The sequence below is a fragment of the Aestuariivirga sp. genome (genome assembly GCF_046294715.1).
Taxonomy (GTDB): domain Bacteria; phylum Pseudomonadota; class Alphaproteobacteria; order Rhizobiales; family Aestuariivirgaceae; genus Aestuariivirga.
Genome location: NZ_JBKBKI010000052.1, coordinates 1 through 15,992, shown reverse-complemented (window position 1 = coordinate 15,992; position 15,992 = coordinate 1). Strand labels below are relative to the sequence as shown.

The 15,992-nt window shown below is 67.3% G+C and carries 14 protein-coding genes and 1 pseudogene; 6 read left to right on the top strand and 9 right to left on the bottom strand.

Going from position 1 to position 15,992, the window contains the following annotated elements:
- The 6 genes and pseudogenes from ACK4HL_RS19730 to ACK4HL_RS19705 all read right to left on the bottom strand — a co-directional run.
- A pseudogene (locus tag ACK4HL_RS19730) lies at positions 1-166 on the bottom strand (protein-(glutamine-N5) methyltransferase, release factor-specific); the annotation flags it as partial.
- A complete protein-coding gene (gene prfA / locus ACK4HL_RS19725; RefSeq protein WP_409764324.1) occupies positions 156-1,235 on the bottom strand; it encodes a peptide chain release factor 1 in 1,080 nt (359 codons plus the stop codon). The pseudogene ACK4HL_RS19730 and the gene prfA, both read right to left, overlap by 11 nt.
- Before the next feature lie 42 nt (positions 1,236-1,277).
- Entirely contained in the window at positions 1,278-1,730 is a 453-nt protein-coding gene (gene dtd / locus ACK4HL_RS19720; protein ID WP_409764321.1) for a D-aminoacyl-tRNA deacylase, read from the bottom strand.
- A gap of 13 nt (positions 1,731-1,743) precedes the next feature.
- Positions 1,744-2,853 (bottom strand): helix-turn-helix domain-containing protein, encoded by a 1,110-nt coding sequence (locus ACK4HL_RS19715; protein ID WP_409764317.1) that lies wholly within the window; start codon positions 2,851-2,853, stop codon positions 1,744-1,746.
- A 102-nt stretch (positions 2,854-2,955) separates the two neighbouring features.
- Positions 2,956-5,223, bottom strand: coding sequence for a phosphoenolpyruvate--protein phosphotransferase (gene ptsP, locus ACK4HL_RS19710; RefSeq protein WP_409764312.1), 2,268 nt, complete (start codon positions 5,221-5,223; stop codon positions 2,956-2,958).
- 88 nt (positions 5,224-5,311) lie between these two features.
- The gene (locus ACK4HL_RS19705; RefSeq protein WP_409764309.1) at positions 5,312-6,571 is read right to left on the bottom strand and encodes an aspartate kinase; all 1,260 of its coding nucleotides are present in this window, start codon (positions 6,569-6,571) and stop codon (positions 5,312-5,314) included.
- A gap of 160 nt (positions 6,572-6,731) precedes the next feature.
- Here ACK4HL_RS19705 and ubiG point away from each other — a divergent pair, with 160 nt between their 5' ends.
- Together ubiG and xylB are read left to right on the top strand one after the other, a co-directional pair.
- The gene (gene ubiG, locus ACK4HL_RS19700; protein WP_409764306.1) at positions 6,732-7,472 is read left to right on the top strand and encodes a bifunctional 2-polyprenyl-6-hydroxyphenol methylase/3-demethylubiquinol 3-O-methyltransferase UbiG; all 741 of its coding nucleotides are present in this window, start codon (positions 6,732-6,734) and stop codon (positions 7,470-7,472) included.
- Between the two features lie 7 nt (positions 7,473-7,479).
- A complete protein-coding gene (gene xylB, locus ACK4HL_RS19695) occupies positions 7,480-8,937 on the top strand; it encodes a xylulokinase (RefSeq protein WP_409764303.1) in 1,458 nt (485 codons plus the stop codon).
- Between the two features lie 8 nt (positions 8,938-8,945).
- Here the strand turns inward: xylB and ACK4HL_RS19690 are convergent, their stop codons facing one another.
- The gene (locus ACK4HL_RS19690) at positions 8,946-9,206 is read right to left on the bottom strand and encodes a DUF1127 domain-containing protein (protein ID WP_409764300.1); all 261 of its coding nucleotides are present in this window, start codon (positions 9,204-9,206) and stop codon (positions 8,946-8,948) included.
- Between the two features lie 104 nt (positions 9,207-9,310).
- Here ACK4HL_RS19690 and ACK4HL_RS19685 point away from each other — a divergent pair, with 104 nt between their 5' ends.
- The 3 genes from ACK4HL_RS19685 (at position 9,311) to groL (ending at position 12,894) form a co-directional block, all read left to right on the top strand.
- Entirely contained in the window at positions 9,311-10,702 is a 1,392-nt protein-coding gene (locus ACK4HL_RS19685) for a PLP-dependent aminotransferase family protein (protein ID WP_409764297.1), read from the top strand.
- Between the two features lie 190 nt (positions 10,703-10,892).
- The gene (gene groES / locus ACK4HL_RS19680) at positions 10,893-11,207 is read left to right on the top strand and encodes a co-chaperone GroES (RefSeq protein WP_409764294.1); all 315 of its coding nucleotides are present in this window, start codon (positions 10,893-10,895) and stop codon (positions 11,205-11,207) included.
- A gap of 52 nt (positions 11,208-11,259) precedes the next feature.
- Positions 11,260-12,894 carry a chaperonin GroEL gene (gene groL, locus ACK4HL_RS19675; RefSeq protein WP_409764291.1) on the top strand — a complete coding sequence of 545 codons (1,635 nt, stop codon included), beginning with the start codon at positions 11,260-11,262 and terminating at the stop codon, positions 12,892-12,894.
- Positions 12,895-12,978: 84 nt separating this feature from the next.
- Here groL and ACK4HL_RS19670 read toward each other — a convergent pair whose 3' ends face one another.
- Positions 12,979-13,707: a hypothetical protein gene (locus tag ACK4HL_RS19670; protein ID WP_409764288.1), complete on the bottom strand. Its 729-nt coding sequence runs from the start codon at positions 13,705-13,707 to the stop codon at positions 12,979-12,981.
- A gap of 14 nt (positions 13,708-13,721) precedes the next feature.
- Positions 13,722-15,152 (bottom strand): DUF1254 domain-containing protein, encoded by a 1,431-nt coding sequence (locus ACK4HL_RS19665; protein WP_409764285.1) that lies wholly within the window; start codon positions 15,150-15,152, stop codon positions 13,722-13,724.
- 83 nt (positions 15,153-15,235) lie between these two features.
- On the opposite strand from ACK4HL_RS19665, the gene ACK4HL_RS19660 reads away from it, so the two are divergent.
- A partial coding sequence (locus tag ACK4HL_RS19660; RefSeq protein WP_409764282.1) for an AraC family transcriptional regulator ligand-binding domain-containing protein occupies positions 15,236-15,992 on the top strand: 757 nt, incomplete at its 3' end.

The following is a 15,992-nucleotide window of genomic DNA, read 5'->3' as shown; positions in this document are numbered from 1 at the left end:
CCTCCTGCGCCAGGCGGCTGCCCGGATCGAGGATCAGCGCTTCGCGGCTCAGCCCCGCCGCAGCCTCAAGCAGAAGCCTGGCGTCGAGCTCAGGCGTTTGGCAGCCCGCCTCCCGCAGGCGCAGGCAAGCCCAGGAGAAGAGCGGCTTCGCCTCATCAGGCGGCATCGTCGGCTGCGGCGAGGAGTTCGGCCTGGTGGTGCGTCATCAGCGCCTGGACCATCTCCTCCAGCGCGGGGCCTTCCATGATCTGGTCGAGCTTGTAGAGGGTGAGGTTGATGCGGTGGTCGGTGCAGCGGCCTTGCGGGAAGTTATAGGTGCGGATGCGCTCGGAGCGGTCGCCGGAGCCCACCTGGTCCTTGCGGGTGGCCGAGCGCTCGGTATCGAGGCGCTGCCGCTCGATCTCGTAGAGCCTGGCGCGCAGCAGCTTCATCGCGGCGTTCTTGTTCTTGAGCTGCGATTTCTCGGTTTGCTGGGCCACCGCGATGCCGGTCGGGATGTGGGTGATGCGCACCGCCGAATCGGTGGTGTTCACCGACTGGCCGCCAGGCCCCGAGGAGCGGAAGACGTCGATCCGGAGGTCCTTGTCCTCGATCTTGATGTCCACCTCCTCGGCCTCGGGCAGCACCGCAACGGTGGCGGCGGAGGTGTGGATGCGGCCCTGCGTCTCGGTTGCCGGCACGCGCTGCACGCGGTGAACGCCCGATTCGAACTTCAGATGCGCGAAGGCCCCCGCGCCATAGATGTTGGCGATCACTTCCTTGAAGCCGCCATGCTCGCCCTCGCTGGCCGAAATCACCTCGACGCGCCAGCCCTTGTAGGCGGCGTAGCGCTGGTACATGCGGAAGAGATCGCCGGCGAAGATCGCCGCCTCGTCGCCCCCCGTGCCGGCGCGCAGCTCGAGGATGACGTTCCGGTCGTCGGCGGCATCCTTGGGAAGAAGAAGAATGCGCACCTCGTGCTCGAGCTTTCCGATCCGCTCCTCCAGCAGCGGGCGTTCGGCCTCGGCCATCTCGGCGAGTTCGCCTCCGGCCTTCACCATGTCCTTGAGGTCGCGCCGCTCGTCATAGGCCTTGCGCAACTCCTGGGCCTTGCGCGCGGTGGGCTCGAGCTCGGCATATTCCTTGGAGAGCTTCACGAAGTGATCGCCCGTCGCCCCGCCCGAGGACATGTCGTGTTCGACTGTGGCGAAGCGCTGGATGATGCGGTCGAGCTTTTCGGGCGGGATGGCGGACATGGGCGGGCCTTCTAGCCGAAGCCCCGGCACGTTGGAAGCCTTTCAGCCGCGCTGGTCCGTGTCGAAGAGGATGGTGACGGGCCCATCGTTGACGAGGGCCACCTGCATCTCTGCGCCGAAGGTGCCGGTCTCGACCACGAGCCCCTCGGCGCGGAGCGCGGTGCAGAAATGATGGTAGAGCCTTTGTCCTTCCCCCGGCGGGGCGGCCCTCGAGAAGCCCGGCCGGTTGCCGCTTTCCATCCCCTGCGCGGCCAGCGTGAACTGGCTCACCGCCAGCACCGCTCCCCCCACCTGCGGCAGTGAGAGATTCATCTTGCCTTCCCCGTCCCGGAAGATGCGCAGGCCCGCCACCTTGCGGGCGAGGCGTTCCGCCTCCTTCCCGGTATCCCCGGCCATGGCGCAGACGAGCACGAGAAAGCCTCGGCCGATCCTGCCGGTGACGAGGCCCCCAACCGTGACGGAGGCTTCCGAAACCCGCTGGACGACGGCGCGCAAGGCGGAGGCTTCGTCAGCCTTCGAAGGACTTCAAGTCGAGCGACCGGCCGACGAGGATCTCGCCCGGCGTGCCGAGGATGCCCTTCTCCTTGCCGTCGATCAGGTAGCTGAGAAGCCCGCCGTCGCGCGCGATGACGACGAGGCCCTCGCGGTTGGGAACGCGGTAGGTGTCGCCCTTCATCAGCATCTGGGTCATCACGACGTTGCCGCGGCTGTCCTCGATCCGCACCCAGACCGGCGCGCGGGCCTTGAGCGTGAGGCGGCTCTCGCCATTGTCGGAACCGAATTCGCGACCCTGGGCGGATTGCGAGACGTCCTCCGCGGCCGCCATGCCCTGCAGCGTCTTGGCGGCCTCCTCCGCACCGGGAACGTTTTCCTGAATCAGGGAGGAAATGCCGTCGAGCCCTGTTCCGGCGAGATCGTCATCGCCGGACTGGAGTTCGGCATTGGCCAGCGTTTCGTCCTCGGGCATCGGCTCCTCGCCCAGCGTGACCTCGGCCATTTCGGGCCCGGTGGAGGCGGTGGGCATCGGATCGGCCTCGGGAGCAGGCTCGTCGATCACCGAGATCTCGCCCTGGCCCGGTTCGCCGCCACCCGGCATCAGCATGTAGCTCACGCCGGCGAAGAGCAGCATTGCACCGGCAAGCGAAGCGACGAGCCCCCCGGCCCCGCCCGGCACGCGGGAAAGCCGGAACCGCGGCAGCTTCGGCAGCTTCCCGAAGAACAGGATCTTGGCGCTCGAGAGCGGCGCGGGATTGGCCGGATGGCGCGGCTCGGGCGCCGGTTCCTCTGCCGGCAGGAATTCCATGTAATGGAGGAGCAGCGGCTCCGGATCGAAACCCAGGAACTCGGCATAGACGCCGATCATCTCGAGCGCGTCCATGCGCCCGGGCATGTGCGTCATGTCACCGAACTCGATCGCCTCAAGATGGTAAGGATGGATGCCGGTGGCCTCGCCGGCCTCCTCGAGGGTCAGGCCGCGTTCGATGCGTTCGCGCGCGAGGAACCAGCCCGCTTCGCCCGCGGGATCGACGCCGCCATCGGGCCTCTCCCGGAGGTGCTGCCCCTGGTCGGCCTCGGCTTCGGCCTCTTGGGCCCGGTCAACGCTCTGTTCACGCATCATGCCACTCTCGGTACGGGACGGGTTGGGGGCTCCCCACAAGCGGAGCTTTTCCCACGACAATGACGGAGAATGGTGAACGGGAGGCTAACGGCCTCCGGCGCATCAGAGCACGACGCCGTTCCGCTGGGCGAATTCGAGGAGTTCGGGCCTCAAGGTGTGGAGCGGGCTCGACAGCAGCGGCTCCATGAACTTCCACAGCTTCTGACGGTCGAGCGAGCGGACCATGGCCTTCACCGGTCCCACGGCGGAAGGCACCATGGAGATCGAGGTGAGGCCGACGCCGACGAGACCCATCGCTTCGAGCGTCCGCCCGCCGAGTTCGCCGCAGAGCGTGACCGGCTTGCCGTGGCGCTCGGCCTTCTCGACGATCAGCCGCATGGCGCCGAGGGCGGCGGGGCTCAGCGGGTCGTACCGGCCCTGGAGCTTCGGGTTGCCGCGGTCGGAGGCGAAGAGGAACTGCACGAGATCGTTCGAGCCGATCGAGGCGAAGTCGACGAGCGGCAGCAGATGATCGAGCTGCCACAGCAACGAGGGAATCTCGATCATCGCGCCGAGCTTCAGGGGCTCGGGCAGGCGGTGGCCGCGCTTCACGAGATGCTCCTTCTCGAGATCCACCACCTCGAGGGCCCGGCGATATTCCTCGACGTCGGCGATCATCGGGAACATGATCTTGAGCGGCTGGCCCTCGGCCGCCAGCATCAGGGCGCGGAGCTGCAGCCTCAACAGGGCCGGCCTGTCGAGCGCCATGCGGATCGAGCGCCAGCCGAGCGCGGGGTTCTCCTCCTTCGGCTGGCGGAGATAGGGCAGCACCTTGTCTGCGCCGATGTCGAGGGTGCGGAAGGTCACGGGCTTGCCCTGAGCCTGCTCGATGATCGACTGGTAGTGCCGCACCTGGCTCGACAGCCGCGGGAAGCGGCTCGCCATCATGAACTGCAGCTCGGTGCGGTAGAGGCCGACACCCTCGGCACCCGACTCCATCAGGTGCGGCATGTCGACGATGAGGCCGGCATTGATGTTGAGCTCGATCCGCTCGCCCGACCTGCAGATGGCGGGCTCGTCGCGAAGGGCGGCGTACTGCGCCTGCTTCCTCGCATAGAAGCGAACCTTCTCGGCATAGGCGCGCTGAAGATCCGGGGAGGGACGGACGAAGATCTCGCCCGTTGCGCCGTCGACGATGATCGGGCTTCCGGTATCGACGAGGTCGATCAGGCCCTCGGCCTGGCCGATCGCCGGAATGCCGAGGGCGCGGGCCACGATCGCCACGTGGCTGGTGCGGCCGCCCTCCTCGAGGATGACGCCCCTGAGGCGCGAGCGGTCATAGTCGAGAAGTTCCGCCGGGCCCATGTTGCGCGCCACGACGATGGCGTTCTTCGGCAGGTCGGTGCGGGAGGCCGTGGCGATGGCGCCGGTCAGGATGCGGAGCAGCCGGTTCGACAGGTCGTCGAGGTCGTGCATGCGTTCGCGCAGATAGGGGTCCGGCGTCCGCGCCATGCGCGCGCGGTTGTCGTTCTGCACGCGCTCGACCGCGGCTTCCGCCGTGAGGCCGGTGTCGATCGCCTCGCGCAGCCGGTTCATCCAGCCCTTGTCATGGGCGAACATGCGAATCGTCTCGAGCACGTCGGAATATTCGGTGGCGCCGCGCTGGGCATCGGAACCGTCGAGCAGCTGGTCGACATGGGCGCGGAGCTGGGCCACCGCATCCTCGAGGCGCTGCCTTTCCTTGGGAATGTTCTCGGCGATGAGGTTCTGGATGACGACGCGCGGCTCGTGCAGCACGACGTGGCCGAGCGCCACGCCTTCGGCCAGCGGATCGCCGCGCAGATGGTGGCTGCGCACATGGGCGACGTCGGCCGCCACCTCGCTCGCCACCTCGCGCAGCTCGCCCGCGGCGATGACCTCGGCCAGCACCATGGCCGTGGTCTGGAGCGCCTCCTCCTCTTCCTCGGTGTAGTGGCGGCGCGTGCGGTTCTGCACCACGAGCACGCCGATGACGGTGCCGCCGCGCATGACGGGCACGCCGAGAAAGGAATTGTAGATCTCCTCGCCCGTCTCAGGCAGGTACTTGAACTGCGGATGCTGGCGGGCGTCCGACAGGTTCAGCCCGATCGCCTGCTGGGCGATGGTGCCGACGAGGCCTTCGCCCGCCTTGAGCTTGGATTTGTGCACGGCCTCGCGCTTCAGGCCCTCGGTGGCATAGAGCTCGAGCACGTCGCCCGGGCGCATGACGTAGATCGAGCAGACCTCCGCCACCATGTTGGCGGCGATGATCTGGACGATCTTGTCCAGGCGCTTCTGCGCTGTGACCGGCTCCGCCATGACCTCGCGGAGCCGCCGGAGCAGGACACGCGGGCCGAGGGCGGAGGTTGCCATCAGCCGGTGTCCCCGCCGGCGGAGACGCGGGCCGGTTTGACCCGTGCGGCCGGCGTCGCGGTGGGGTGGCGGATGGCGGGCATGGGCGTCAGGCGACCTTCGCGTCGAGCCCGTAGGCGGTGTGGAGCGCACGCACGGCGAGTTCGGTATAGGCCTCGTCGATCAGCACCGAGACCTTGATCTCGGAAGTGGTGATGGCCTGGATGTTGATGCCCTTCTCGGCGAGCGAGCGGAACATCTTGGCGGCCACGCCGGCGTGGCTCCTCATGCCGATGCCGACGATCGACACCTTGGCGACGTCGGCCGAATGAACGAGATCGTCGAAGCCGACCTTGGCCTTGACGCCGTTCAGCACGTCGAGCGCCTTGCGGAGATCCTTGCGGGCCACGGTGAAGGTGATGTCGGCGAAGGCGCCGTCGGCGGAAATGTTCTGCACGATCATGTCGACCGAGATGTCGGCCTCGGCCAGGGGGCCGAAGATCGCCGCGGACACGCCGGGCTGGTCCTTCACCCGGCGGATCGCAACCTTGGCCTCGTCGCGCGAATAGGCGACACCGCTCACCACATGCTGTTCCACGATACGTTCCTCATCGCATACGAGTGTTCCGGGGCCCGTGCCGTCGGGCTTGTTCTGATACGGCGAATCCGGCGGCTCGAAGCTCGAGCGCACCTGCAATGGCACCTTATACACCATGGCGAGCTCGACCGAGCGGGTCTGCAGCACCTTGGCGCCGAGAGAGGCCTGTTCCAGCATTTCCTCATAGGAGATGCGGTCGAGCTTCTTCGCCCCGGTGACGATGCGCGGGTCCGCCGTGTAGACGCCGTCGACGTCGGTGTAGATGTCGCAGGCGGCATCGAGCGCGGCCGCCACGGCCACCGCCGAGGTATCAGAGCCGCCGCGGCCCAGCGTGGTGATGCGCCGGTCGGGGCCGATCCCCTGGAAGCCGGCGATCACCGCCACCTGGCCCTGCTCGAGGCGCTTCCTGAGTTCCTCCCCGTCGATGCCGGCGATGCGGGCGGCACCATGGACGCCGTCGGTCTTCAACGGGATTTGCCAGCCCTGCCATGAGCGGGCGGGAATGCCGAGATCCTGGAGCACGATGGCGAGCAGCCCCGCCGTCACCTGCTCGCCCGAGGCGACGACGGCATCATATTCGCGGGCGTCGTGGACGGCGGCGGCCTCGCGGCACCAGCCCACCAGCCGGTCGGTCGTTCCGGCCATGGCCGACACGACGACGGCCACGTGGTGGCCGGCCTTCACCTCGCGCTCCACGTGACGGGCGACGTTGCGGATGCGGTCGATGTCCGCAACCGAAGTCCCCCCGAACTTCATCACCAAACGGCCCATCGGCCAAACCTTTCATATCCCCTGCCGCCCGGAACCCCGAACGGGGCCGGCGATGGCCAAGTCTGATGGACGGTTGAACCCCCGGGTGCGGCGCGGCGTACTCATAGATGACAGGCATGGCTTATGCAATAATGGCCACATCAGAAATTTGGATCGACAGATGACTGCCTTTGCCCCCTCGCTCGACCCTTCGGAAGTCGAGAAATTCTCGAAAATGGCCGCGGAGTGGTGGAACCCCAAAGGCAAGTTCGGGGTGCTGCACGTCTTCAACCCGGTCAGGCTGCAGTTCATCAAGGAACAGGTGACGGCGAGGCTGGGGCGGGACCCGCTCGAGCGGCGGCCCTTCGCAGGCCTGCGCTTCCTCGACATCGGCTGCGGCGGCGGCCTTCTCAGCGAACCCATGTCGCGGCTCGGCGCCGCCGTCACCGGGGTCGACCCTTCCGAGAAGAACATCAAGACGGCGTCCGTGCACCGCGACGAGATGGGGCTTGCCATCGACTACCGGGTGGGGACGGCGGAAGACCTCGCCGCCGCCGGGGAGGACTTCGACGTGATCCTCAACATGGAGGTGATCGAGCACGTGGCGGACCCGAAGGCCTTCACCGCCACCTGCGCGGCCATGCTGAAGCCCGGCGGGCTGATGTTCGTCGCCACCATCAACCGCACGCTCAAGTCCTTCGGGCTCGCCATCATCGGGGCGGAATACGTGCTGGGGTGGCTTCCGAAGGGAACCCACCAGTGGGAGAAGTTCATCACGCCCACCGAGCTCGAGGGCTGGCTCGGCGAGAACGGGCTCAGCGTGAAGGAGGCGCATGGCGTCACCTACGCTCCCTTCTCGCGCCAGTGGCGGGTAAGCCGCGACAGGGACGTGAACTACATGGTCGTGGCCCAGAAGGGCTGAACCCGCAATGTTTCTCGGGATCGACATCGGCACCTCCGCCGTCAAGGCCGTGCTGGTGGACGAGACGCAGCGCATTGTCGCGGCGTCTTCCGCGCCGCTTTCCGTCTCGCGGCCCCTTCCGCTCTGGTCGGAGCAGGACCCGGAGGCGTGGTGGCTCGCCGCCGAGCAGGCGGTGCGGGATCTGCGCGCGGTGGCGGGAGCGGAATGGTCCGGCGTGCGGGCGATCGGGCTCGCGGGGCAGATGCACGGGCTGGTGCTGCTGGGCGACAACGGCCTGCCGCTCCGCCCCGCGATCCTCCACGACGACGGGCGATCCTTCGAACAGGCCCATGAGCTGAACCGCAGGCTGCCGGCTATCGGGTCGATCGGCGGCGTCCCGGCACTGCCGGGCTTCGTGGCACCGAAGCTGCTCTGGCTCAAGGCCCATGAGCCGGAGCTGCTGGCGCGGGCGCAATGCCTCCTGCTGCCCAAGGATTACCTGCGCTTCCGGATGACGGGCAGCTTCGCCACAGACATGAGCGATGCCTCGGGGGCGCTGCTGCTGGACGTCGGGCGGCGGGCCTGGTCGCCCGAGATCGCGGAGGCCTGCGGCATCGACACCGCCCTGCTGCCGCCGGTGCTCGAGGGCCCGGCCCTTTCCGGGCTTCTGAGGGGCGAGGTCGCCGCGGCCTGGCAGCTTCCGCCGGGAACGCCTGTCGCCGCCGGCGCCGGCGATGCGGCCGCGGGCGCGGTCGCCGCCGGTGCCGTCAGCGAGGGGGACGCCTTCATCTCACTCGGCACGGCCACGCAATATGTCGTGGCGCGGCAGAGCCACCGCCCGGCGCCTTCGCACGTCATCCACAGTTTCGCCCATGCGCTTCCCGGGCGCTGGTTCCAGATGGCGGCGATGCTCAACGGGGCGGGCGTGCTCGCCTGGGCGGCGGATCTCCTGGGCCGAAGCGACATCGGCGCGCTGGTGGCCTCAGCGGAGAGGGCCTTCGACGGGCCTTCGCCGCTCCTGTTCCTGCCCTATCTCGCGGGCGAGCGGACACCGCACGCCAACCCCCATGCCAAGGGCGTGCTGTTCGGCCTTACGGCCACGGCTGGCCCGGAGCAGGTGACGCAGGCGGCGCTCGAAGGGGTGGCCCTGGCGCTTGCCGACGCGCAGGCCTGCCTCGCGGCGACCGGGGCGCTGCCCGATCGCATCCTGGTTCATGGCGGGGGTGCAAGAAGCCGGTTCTGGATGAAAATCCTGGCGAGCGCGCTCGGCAAGACGGTGCTCATCCCCGAGGATGCGGAGACCGGCCCCGCCTTCGGCGCCGCGCGGCTGGCCCGACTCGCGGCGACGGGCGAGGAGGCGGCTTCCGTCTGCCGCAAGCCGGAGGCCGCGGCGGAGATCGCCCCCGACCTTCGGCTTGCCGAGGCCTATCAGGAGAGGCTCGAGCGGTTCCGCGCCCTCTATCGGGCGGTGGCGCCGTTGTTCTGATCGCAGGGTCAGCGCCGCCTGACGCCCTTCGCGGCACGCGCCTCGCGCAGCCGCGTCATCTCCTCGGCCATGTCGACATCCAGGGGCAGCCCGCGCAGCCGGCGGAGATCGTCGCGGGTGAGGCCGATGTCGGTCAGCATATAGTCGTCGAGCTGCTCCACCGTCCTCAGGTGGCGCCTGGCGAACCAGCTGCGGATCATGCGGCGCAGCTTCGGAAAGGCGAAGGTACTGTCGCGGGCCAAGGCCTGATGCAGGATGAAGTCGCGCATGTTGCTCACCGATTGTAGCGATTGTTTCGAAGAATACGCTTGATTGTATCGTTCGAATATCCTACTGTATCCATACAATAGCCCACAAGTGAAACATTGTCCTGATGACAATTTGGCTGCCCCAGCTCCGCCGCGAACGCCCCCTCTACCTCGAGATCGCCGATGCCATCCGGCACGATGCGCTCAGCGGCGCCCTGAAGCCGGGCGACCGGCTGCCGCCGCAGCGAGACCTGGCCTACAGGCTGGGCGTCACCACCGGCACGGTGACGCGGGCCTATGCCGAGGCCGAGAAGATGGGGCTGGTCGCCGGCGAGGTGGGCCGCGGCAGCTTCGTCAAGGCGCCGGGCGCCCAGGCCAGGGCCTACGAGATCCCCTCCCCCTCGAAGAGCGGCATCATCGATCTTTCCCAGGCCTCGCCGCCGCGCATCCATGCCCTCCAGGACCTCGACACGGCGCTTCGCCAGATCATGGCCTCGCCCTCGCGGCTCGACCTCCTCGACTACACGCCGGCCGAGGGCCATCCCCTGCACCGGGCGATGGGCGTCACCTGGCTCGCCCGCTGCGGCATCCACGTGAAGGAGGAAGACGTGGTGGTGACGGCGGGCGCCCACGCGGCGCTGATCGCCTGCCTCTCGGCCATTGCCGGGCCAGGCGACAGGATGTTCGTCGAAGGCCTCAACTATCCCACGATCAAGCCCATCGCGCGGCATCTCGGCGTCACGCTGGTCCCGCTCGAAATGGACCTGGGCGGGCTCGTGCCCGAGGCGCTCGAGCGTGCGGCGCGCGCGGGGGAGGCCCGCCTCCTCTACATCGTTCCGACGCTGCAGAACCCGACCACCTCCTCGCTGAACCACGACCGGCGCGCGGCGGTGATCGACATCGCCCGGCGCTACGGCCTCACCCTGATTGAGGACGACATCTTCCGGCTGCTCGACCCGCGCACCCAGCCCCCCACCCTGTTCAGCCTGGCGCCCGACCGCACCTGGCACATCACGTCGATCTCGAAATCGCTCTCGCCGGGGCTTCGGGTGGGCTTCGTGGCAACTCCGCCCGGCCGCGCGCGGCAGCTGATCCGCCACCAGACCGTGGCGAGCGGCCGCGCCGTGGGGCTTGCGGCAGAGGTTGCCCGCCACTGGATCGAGGGCGACACGGCGGACCGGGTGCTTTCCGCCATCATTGCCGAGAACCAGGCGCGACGCGCGCTTGCCCTCGAGGCGCTCCGCGGCCGGGAGGTCCATTGCGCGCCCTACGCCCCCTTCCTGTGGCTGAAGCTTCCCGAATCCTGGACACCGGGCGATTTCGCCCGCGCCCTCGACGGGCGCGGCATCCATGTGACGCCCGGCACGGCATTCGCCATCGACCGGCGCTCGGACGACCAGGGCGTGCGGATCTGCTTCGGAGGCCCGGTCACGCGGGAGGAATTGCGCCAGGCGCTGGCCTCAATCGACGCGCTCCTCGACGAGGACCCGACCGAGCGCCTCAACCCGGTGGCCTGAGGGCAAAGGGGATCCGTTCAAAATTCGACCCCCGCCGCAGTTTCGCCCTCTTGACTGAGCGCGCGCTCCGTCCTATCTCCTCCGCTAGCTGCTAGCACTCGGTTCCTTCGAGTGCTAACAGGCCTGCCCTCCGAATGGAGACGGCCAGGGGAAAACCTCAAAAAATGACGACATTACGAGGAGTTAAACCATGCAGTTCCGTCCGTTGCACGACCGCGTCGTCGTAAAGCGCGTCGAAGAGGACACCAAGACCAAGGGTGGCATCATCATCCCTGACACCGCTCAGGAGAAGCCGATGCAGGGCGAGATCGTCGCCGTGGGCCCGGGTGGCCGCGACGAGACCGGCAAGCTCGTTCCGCTCGACGTGAAGGCCGGAGACATCGTGCTGTTCGGCAAGTGGTCGGGCACCGAGGTGAAGATCGACGGCGTCGAGTACCTCATCATGAAAGAGAGCGACATCATGGGCGTTCTCGAGGGCAAGTCCGCCTCCAAGAAGGCGGCCTGATCCGGCCGCTGCCACGCACTAACCTTTCAAACCAGTATTCAGGAGTAGCACTATGGCTGCCAAGGAAGTCCGTTTTTCCGGTGATGCCCGCGAGCGTATGCTGCGCGGCGTCGACATCCTCGCCAATGCGGTGAAGGTGACGCTCGGCCCCAAGGGCCGCAACGTCGTCATCGACAAGAGCTTCGGCGCGCCGCGCACGACCAAGGACGGCGTGACGGTGGCGAAGGAAATCGAGCTCGAGGACAAGTTCGAGAACATGGGCGCCCAGATGGTTCGTGAGGTCGCCTCCAAGACCAACGACCTGGCCGGCGACGGCACCACCACCGCCACCGTGCTCACCCAGGCGATCGTCCGCGAGGGTGCGAAGAACGTGGCCGCCGGCATGAACCCGATGGACCTGAAGCGCGGCATCGACATGGCCGTCGCCGCCGCCATCGAGGACATCAAGAAGCGTGCGAAGAAGATCAAGGGCTCCGCCGAAGTGGCCCAGGTCGGCACGATTTCCGCCAACGGCGAGAAGGCCATCGGCGACATGATCGCCGAAGCGATGCAGAAGGTCGGCAACGAGGGCGTGATCACGGTCGAGGAAGCCAAGACCGCCGAGACAGAACTCGACGTCGTCGAGGGCATGCAGTTCGACCGCGGCTATCTCTCGCCCTACTTCATCACCAACGCCGACAAGATGGTGGCGGAGCTCGACGAGCCCTACATCCTGCTCCATGAGAAGAAGCTCTCCTCGCTGCAGCCGATGCTGCCGATCCTCGAGGCCGTGGTGCAGACCTCGAAGCCGCTCCTCATCATCGCCGAGGACATCGAGGGCGAGGCGCTCGCCACCCTCGTCGTCAACAAGCTGCGCGGCGGCCTGAAGGTCGCGGCCGTGAAGGCCCCGGGCTTCGGCGACCGCCGCAAGGCCATGCTCGAGGACATCGCGATCCTCACGGGCGGCCAGGTGATCTCGGAAGATCTCGGCATCAAGCTCGAGAACGTGACGCTCGACATGCTCGGCCGCGCCAAGCGCGTGAAGATCGAGAAGGAGAACACCACGATCGTCGACGGTGCGGGCAAGAAGGACGACATCCAGGGCCGTTGCGCGCAGATCAAGGCGCAGATCGAGGAGACCACCTCGGACTACGACCGCGAGAAGCTGCAGGAGCGCCTGGCGAAGCTCGCCGGCGGCGTGGCCGTGATCAAGGTCGGCGGCGCCACGGAAGTGGAAGTGAAGGAGCGCAAGGACCGCGTTGACGACGCGCTGAACGCCACCCGTGCGGCGGTGGAAGAAGGCATCGTTCCGGGCGGCGGCGTTGCCCTGCTGCGCGCCAAGGGCGCCGTGGCCAAGCTCAAGTCCTCCAACCCGGACATCCAGGCCGGCATCAACATCGTGTCGAAGGCGCTCGAGTCGCCGATCCGCCAGATCTCCGAGAACTCGGGTGTCGAAGGCTCGATCGTCGTCGGCAAGGTGCTGGAGAAGGAGGGCAACTACGGCTTCGACGCGCAGAACGAAGAGTATGTCGACATGGTGGAGAAGGGCATCATCGACCCGGCCAAGGTGGTGCGCATCGCGCTGCAGGACGCCGCGTCGGTCTCCTCGCTGCTCATCACCACCGAGGCGATGATCGCCGAGAAGCCCAAGGACAAGGCCCCCGCCCCCGCCATGCCGGGCGGCGGCATGGGTGGGATGGACTTCTAAGAAGTCCACCAGCCCCAAGGCTGAAAAAAAGAACCCCGGTGGAAACACCGGGGTTTTTGCTTGGCTTGCTTGGGTCGGCGCCGTTCACTTGGTGATCATCGACATGAAGTTGACCCAGCCATCGGCGGCGAGTCTGGCCTGGGTTGCGGCGTCGAGCGTCACCGTATCGGATCCCGCGGGCGGGATGGTGAGGATCGCCTCGTCCGCCGGGAGGTCGCCCCCCGCACTGACGTCCGACAGGTAGAATCGGGCCGGCTTGTCCGTATCGTTGATGATCTCGAGGGTGAAACTGTAATTCACCTCGCCCTTCTTGTAGAGGCCGCGCTTGTAGACCGGCATGGCCACCAGCTTTGCCTTGTCGGCCGCGAGCTGCGGGACGTTGATGAACAGGCCCACCGAGAGCAGGTGCTTGTGCTTGCCATGCGGGAAGACGGCGAAGCGGGCCCTGTCCGTCCCCAGCACGTTGGTGAGGATGGTGGCGTCGTCCGGGCCGCCGTCGGTCCTGACCAGGCTCGTGCCGAGCTGGAACTGGCCGATGGCGCCAGGCCCGCCCTTCGCACAGCTGTCGAGCTGCAACGGCAGCTCGGGTGACGAGATGGTTTCGATTGCCAGGGTTCCTTCCACCTTGCACCATTCCGGCGTGACGAACTGGGCGGTGATGGCCGAGCTGACGGGCACCGGCGTGCCCGATTGGGCGACCGAGAGAATCTCCGACACGCGAATGGGTGTGCGGGTGTCGATCTGGCAGCCCGCGAGCGCCAGGGCCGCCGTGCCCGATGCCAGCATCGCGAGGAGGCTTCTGCGGGTGATCATGCGTTGCTTCTCCTTCATTGCCTTTCGACCGCCGGCACTTTCCAGGATCCGTCGATGAGCGAGGGCGGGTTTTCGTCCGGCCAGTAGAGGCGCAACATGAGGTGGAACTTGCCTTTCGGCGCGGGCAGCCAGTTCGCCTCCTTGTCCGCGCCCGGGCTTTCGTTCTGAATGTAGATCACCAGCGACCCGTCTGCTTCATAGGCGGGACTCGTCCTGACGCTCATCGAGTAGCGGTTGATCGGGTTCTCGACGAAGAACATGTTCTCGTCATACATGGTGAGCGACCAGAAGCCGCGGACCGGCGGCATCCCTCCCTTCGGGAAGCGCAGCACATAGCGGTGCTCGCCGCTGTAGTTCTCGAGCATGTTGGGTTTCAGCGAGGTGGGGTAGATTGCATCCTGCGGGCGGTTGGCGCCAAGCCCGATCGCGGTGATGAGGGCGCGCTGGATATAGTTCGTGCCATAAGTGCCGGCCCTTGTCGTGAAGCTCCAGCCGTTCTCGCGGGTCATGTCGCCATCGGAATCGACGAAGTGCAGCATGATGCGCTCGTAGGAAGCCTTGGGAAGTCGCGCGTCGGCCCGGTCTTCCAGCACCTTGGCATCGAAGGTCTTGTCGAGGACGAGGCCGGCCCTGGCGAAGCTTTCGAGTGCGGGCTGATCCGCCGCGGCGGGCGGGTTGCGCTGCATGAGTTCGGCCAGCAGCGCGAAATAGGCCCTGGCGGAGAGCGCATTCACCTGGTCGCGCACCGGTGTCTTCATGTCGATCGCCGGATCGGCCTTGCCTTCGGGCGGCGCATAGGCCGAGCCCCAGGTCGAGAGCGGCTGCAGCCTGAAGGCATCCTGCAGCGCATGGACGGCGGCGTAGTCCTCAGGCGTGCCGGTGCAATAGATGCGGCCGATGAGCCACACCATGGCGGTGGGAGACTTGAGTTCCGTCATCCCCTCGGGGACCGCGCCCGACCAGCCGGGACCGCTGATGAGGAAAGTCTTCCTGGCGCCGCCCGTGGTGCGCGTGCCCGGCACGGCGAAGACATCCGTCCAGCCGCTGAGCATCGGCAGCAGGAAATAGCGATCGCCCATGTCGGGCTGCTCCAGCACCCAGGGCTCGTCGCCGACGTCGAAGAAGGCTGTCGTGTACAGCGTGTCGGCGTTGGGGGCGGTCACGTCACGGAAGGCGGCATCGGGATATTCGCGAAGCTTGATGATGGTGCCCATCGGGCCGCGGCTGCCCTCCGCCTTGGCCACATTCGTCACCACCCGCCGCGTCATCTCCATGGTGACCAGGGGATAGCCGAAGATGTAGGCGTCGGAAGCGATGCGGAAGTCCTCGGTGCCCTGGACCAGGTCTGCGATCGGGCCGTCGAAGGCTCCTGCGGGAGCAGCGGTTGCGGCGAGGGCCAAAAGGCTCGCGCCGTAGAAGGTGAAATCGCGGCGTGTGGTGCGCATGGAACTCTCCACGGAGTTGGTGTAGCCTCATTCTAGTGATCTCAACCGCCGCGGGATTCGGTTTGGAGGACAAAACGGAAGCCGTGCAGACGCGTCCGGCCGCGATGCAGCGGTCAGGCGTTCTCGTTGAACTCGGTCCACTCCTGGTTGAACAGGGATTTGACGCGAAAGAGCTGTTCGCCGGTGCCGGCATAGGAAGCCCGCCCCTGTCCCCCGAGACGAGACTTCCCTTCGCCGCCGCCCTGCAAGTGCTCGAAAGGGCGGCGGAACTCACGCGGTGCCCGCATCTGGGGCTCGTACTCGGACAGCGCTTCCAACTCGCCCATCATGGCGCCCTCGGCGAACTCATGCGCTGCGCACCCACGCTGGGCCGCGCGCTCCTCGATTTCACGACGTGGCAGCCGGGCTATTCCAGCGGCGCCGTGGTCTATCTGCACAGGCTCGGGGAGGAGCATGCATTCGGATATGGCGCAACTTGCATGGGAAGCCGCGTCCTCTACGATCTCGTCGCCGCGATTGGGACGAGAATGCTGGAGCAGCTGACCGGCGGCAACGTCAAGCCGGAGGAGATCCACCTGTCGCAGCGGCAGCCTCCCGACAGAGGCGCCTATGCCCGGTACCTCGGCGCGCCGGTGAAGTTCAACGCGCAGCGCGTCTGCCTCGTGCTGTCCACGGCTGCTCTCGAGACGCGGCTTCCCGGCGCCGACCGCGCGCGCCACCAGGCGATCACGGCCGAACTGCGGGCCTGGCTGCGCAGCGCGGCACCGGATCTTGCCTCGCGGACGCGGCACGCCTTGCGCCACCTGCTGCAGCGGGGCGCACCCAGCATGGACCAGATCG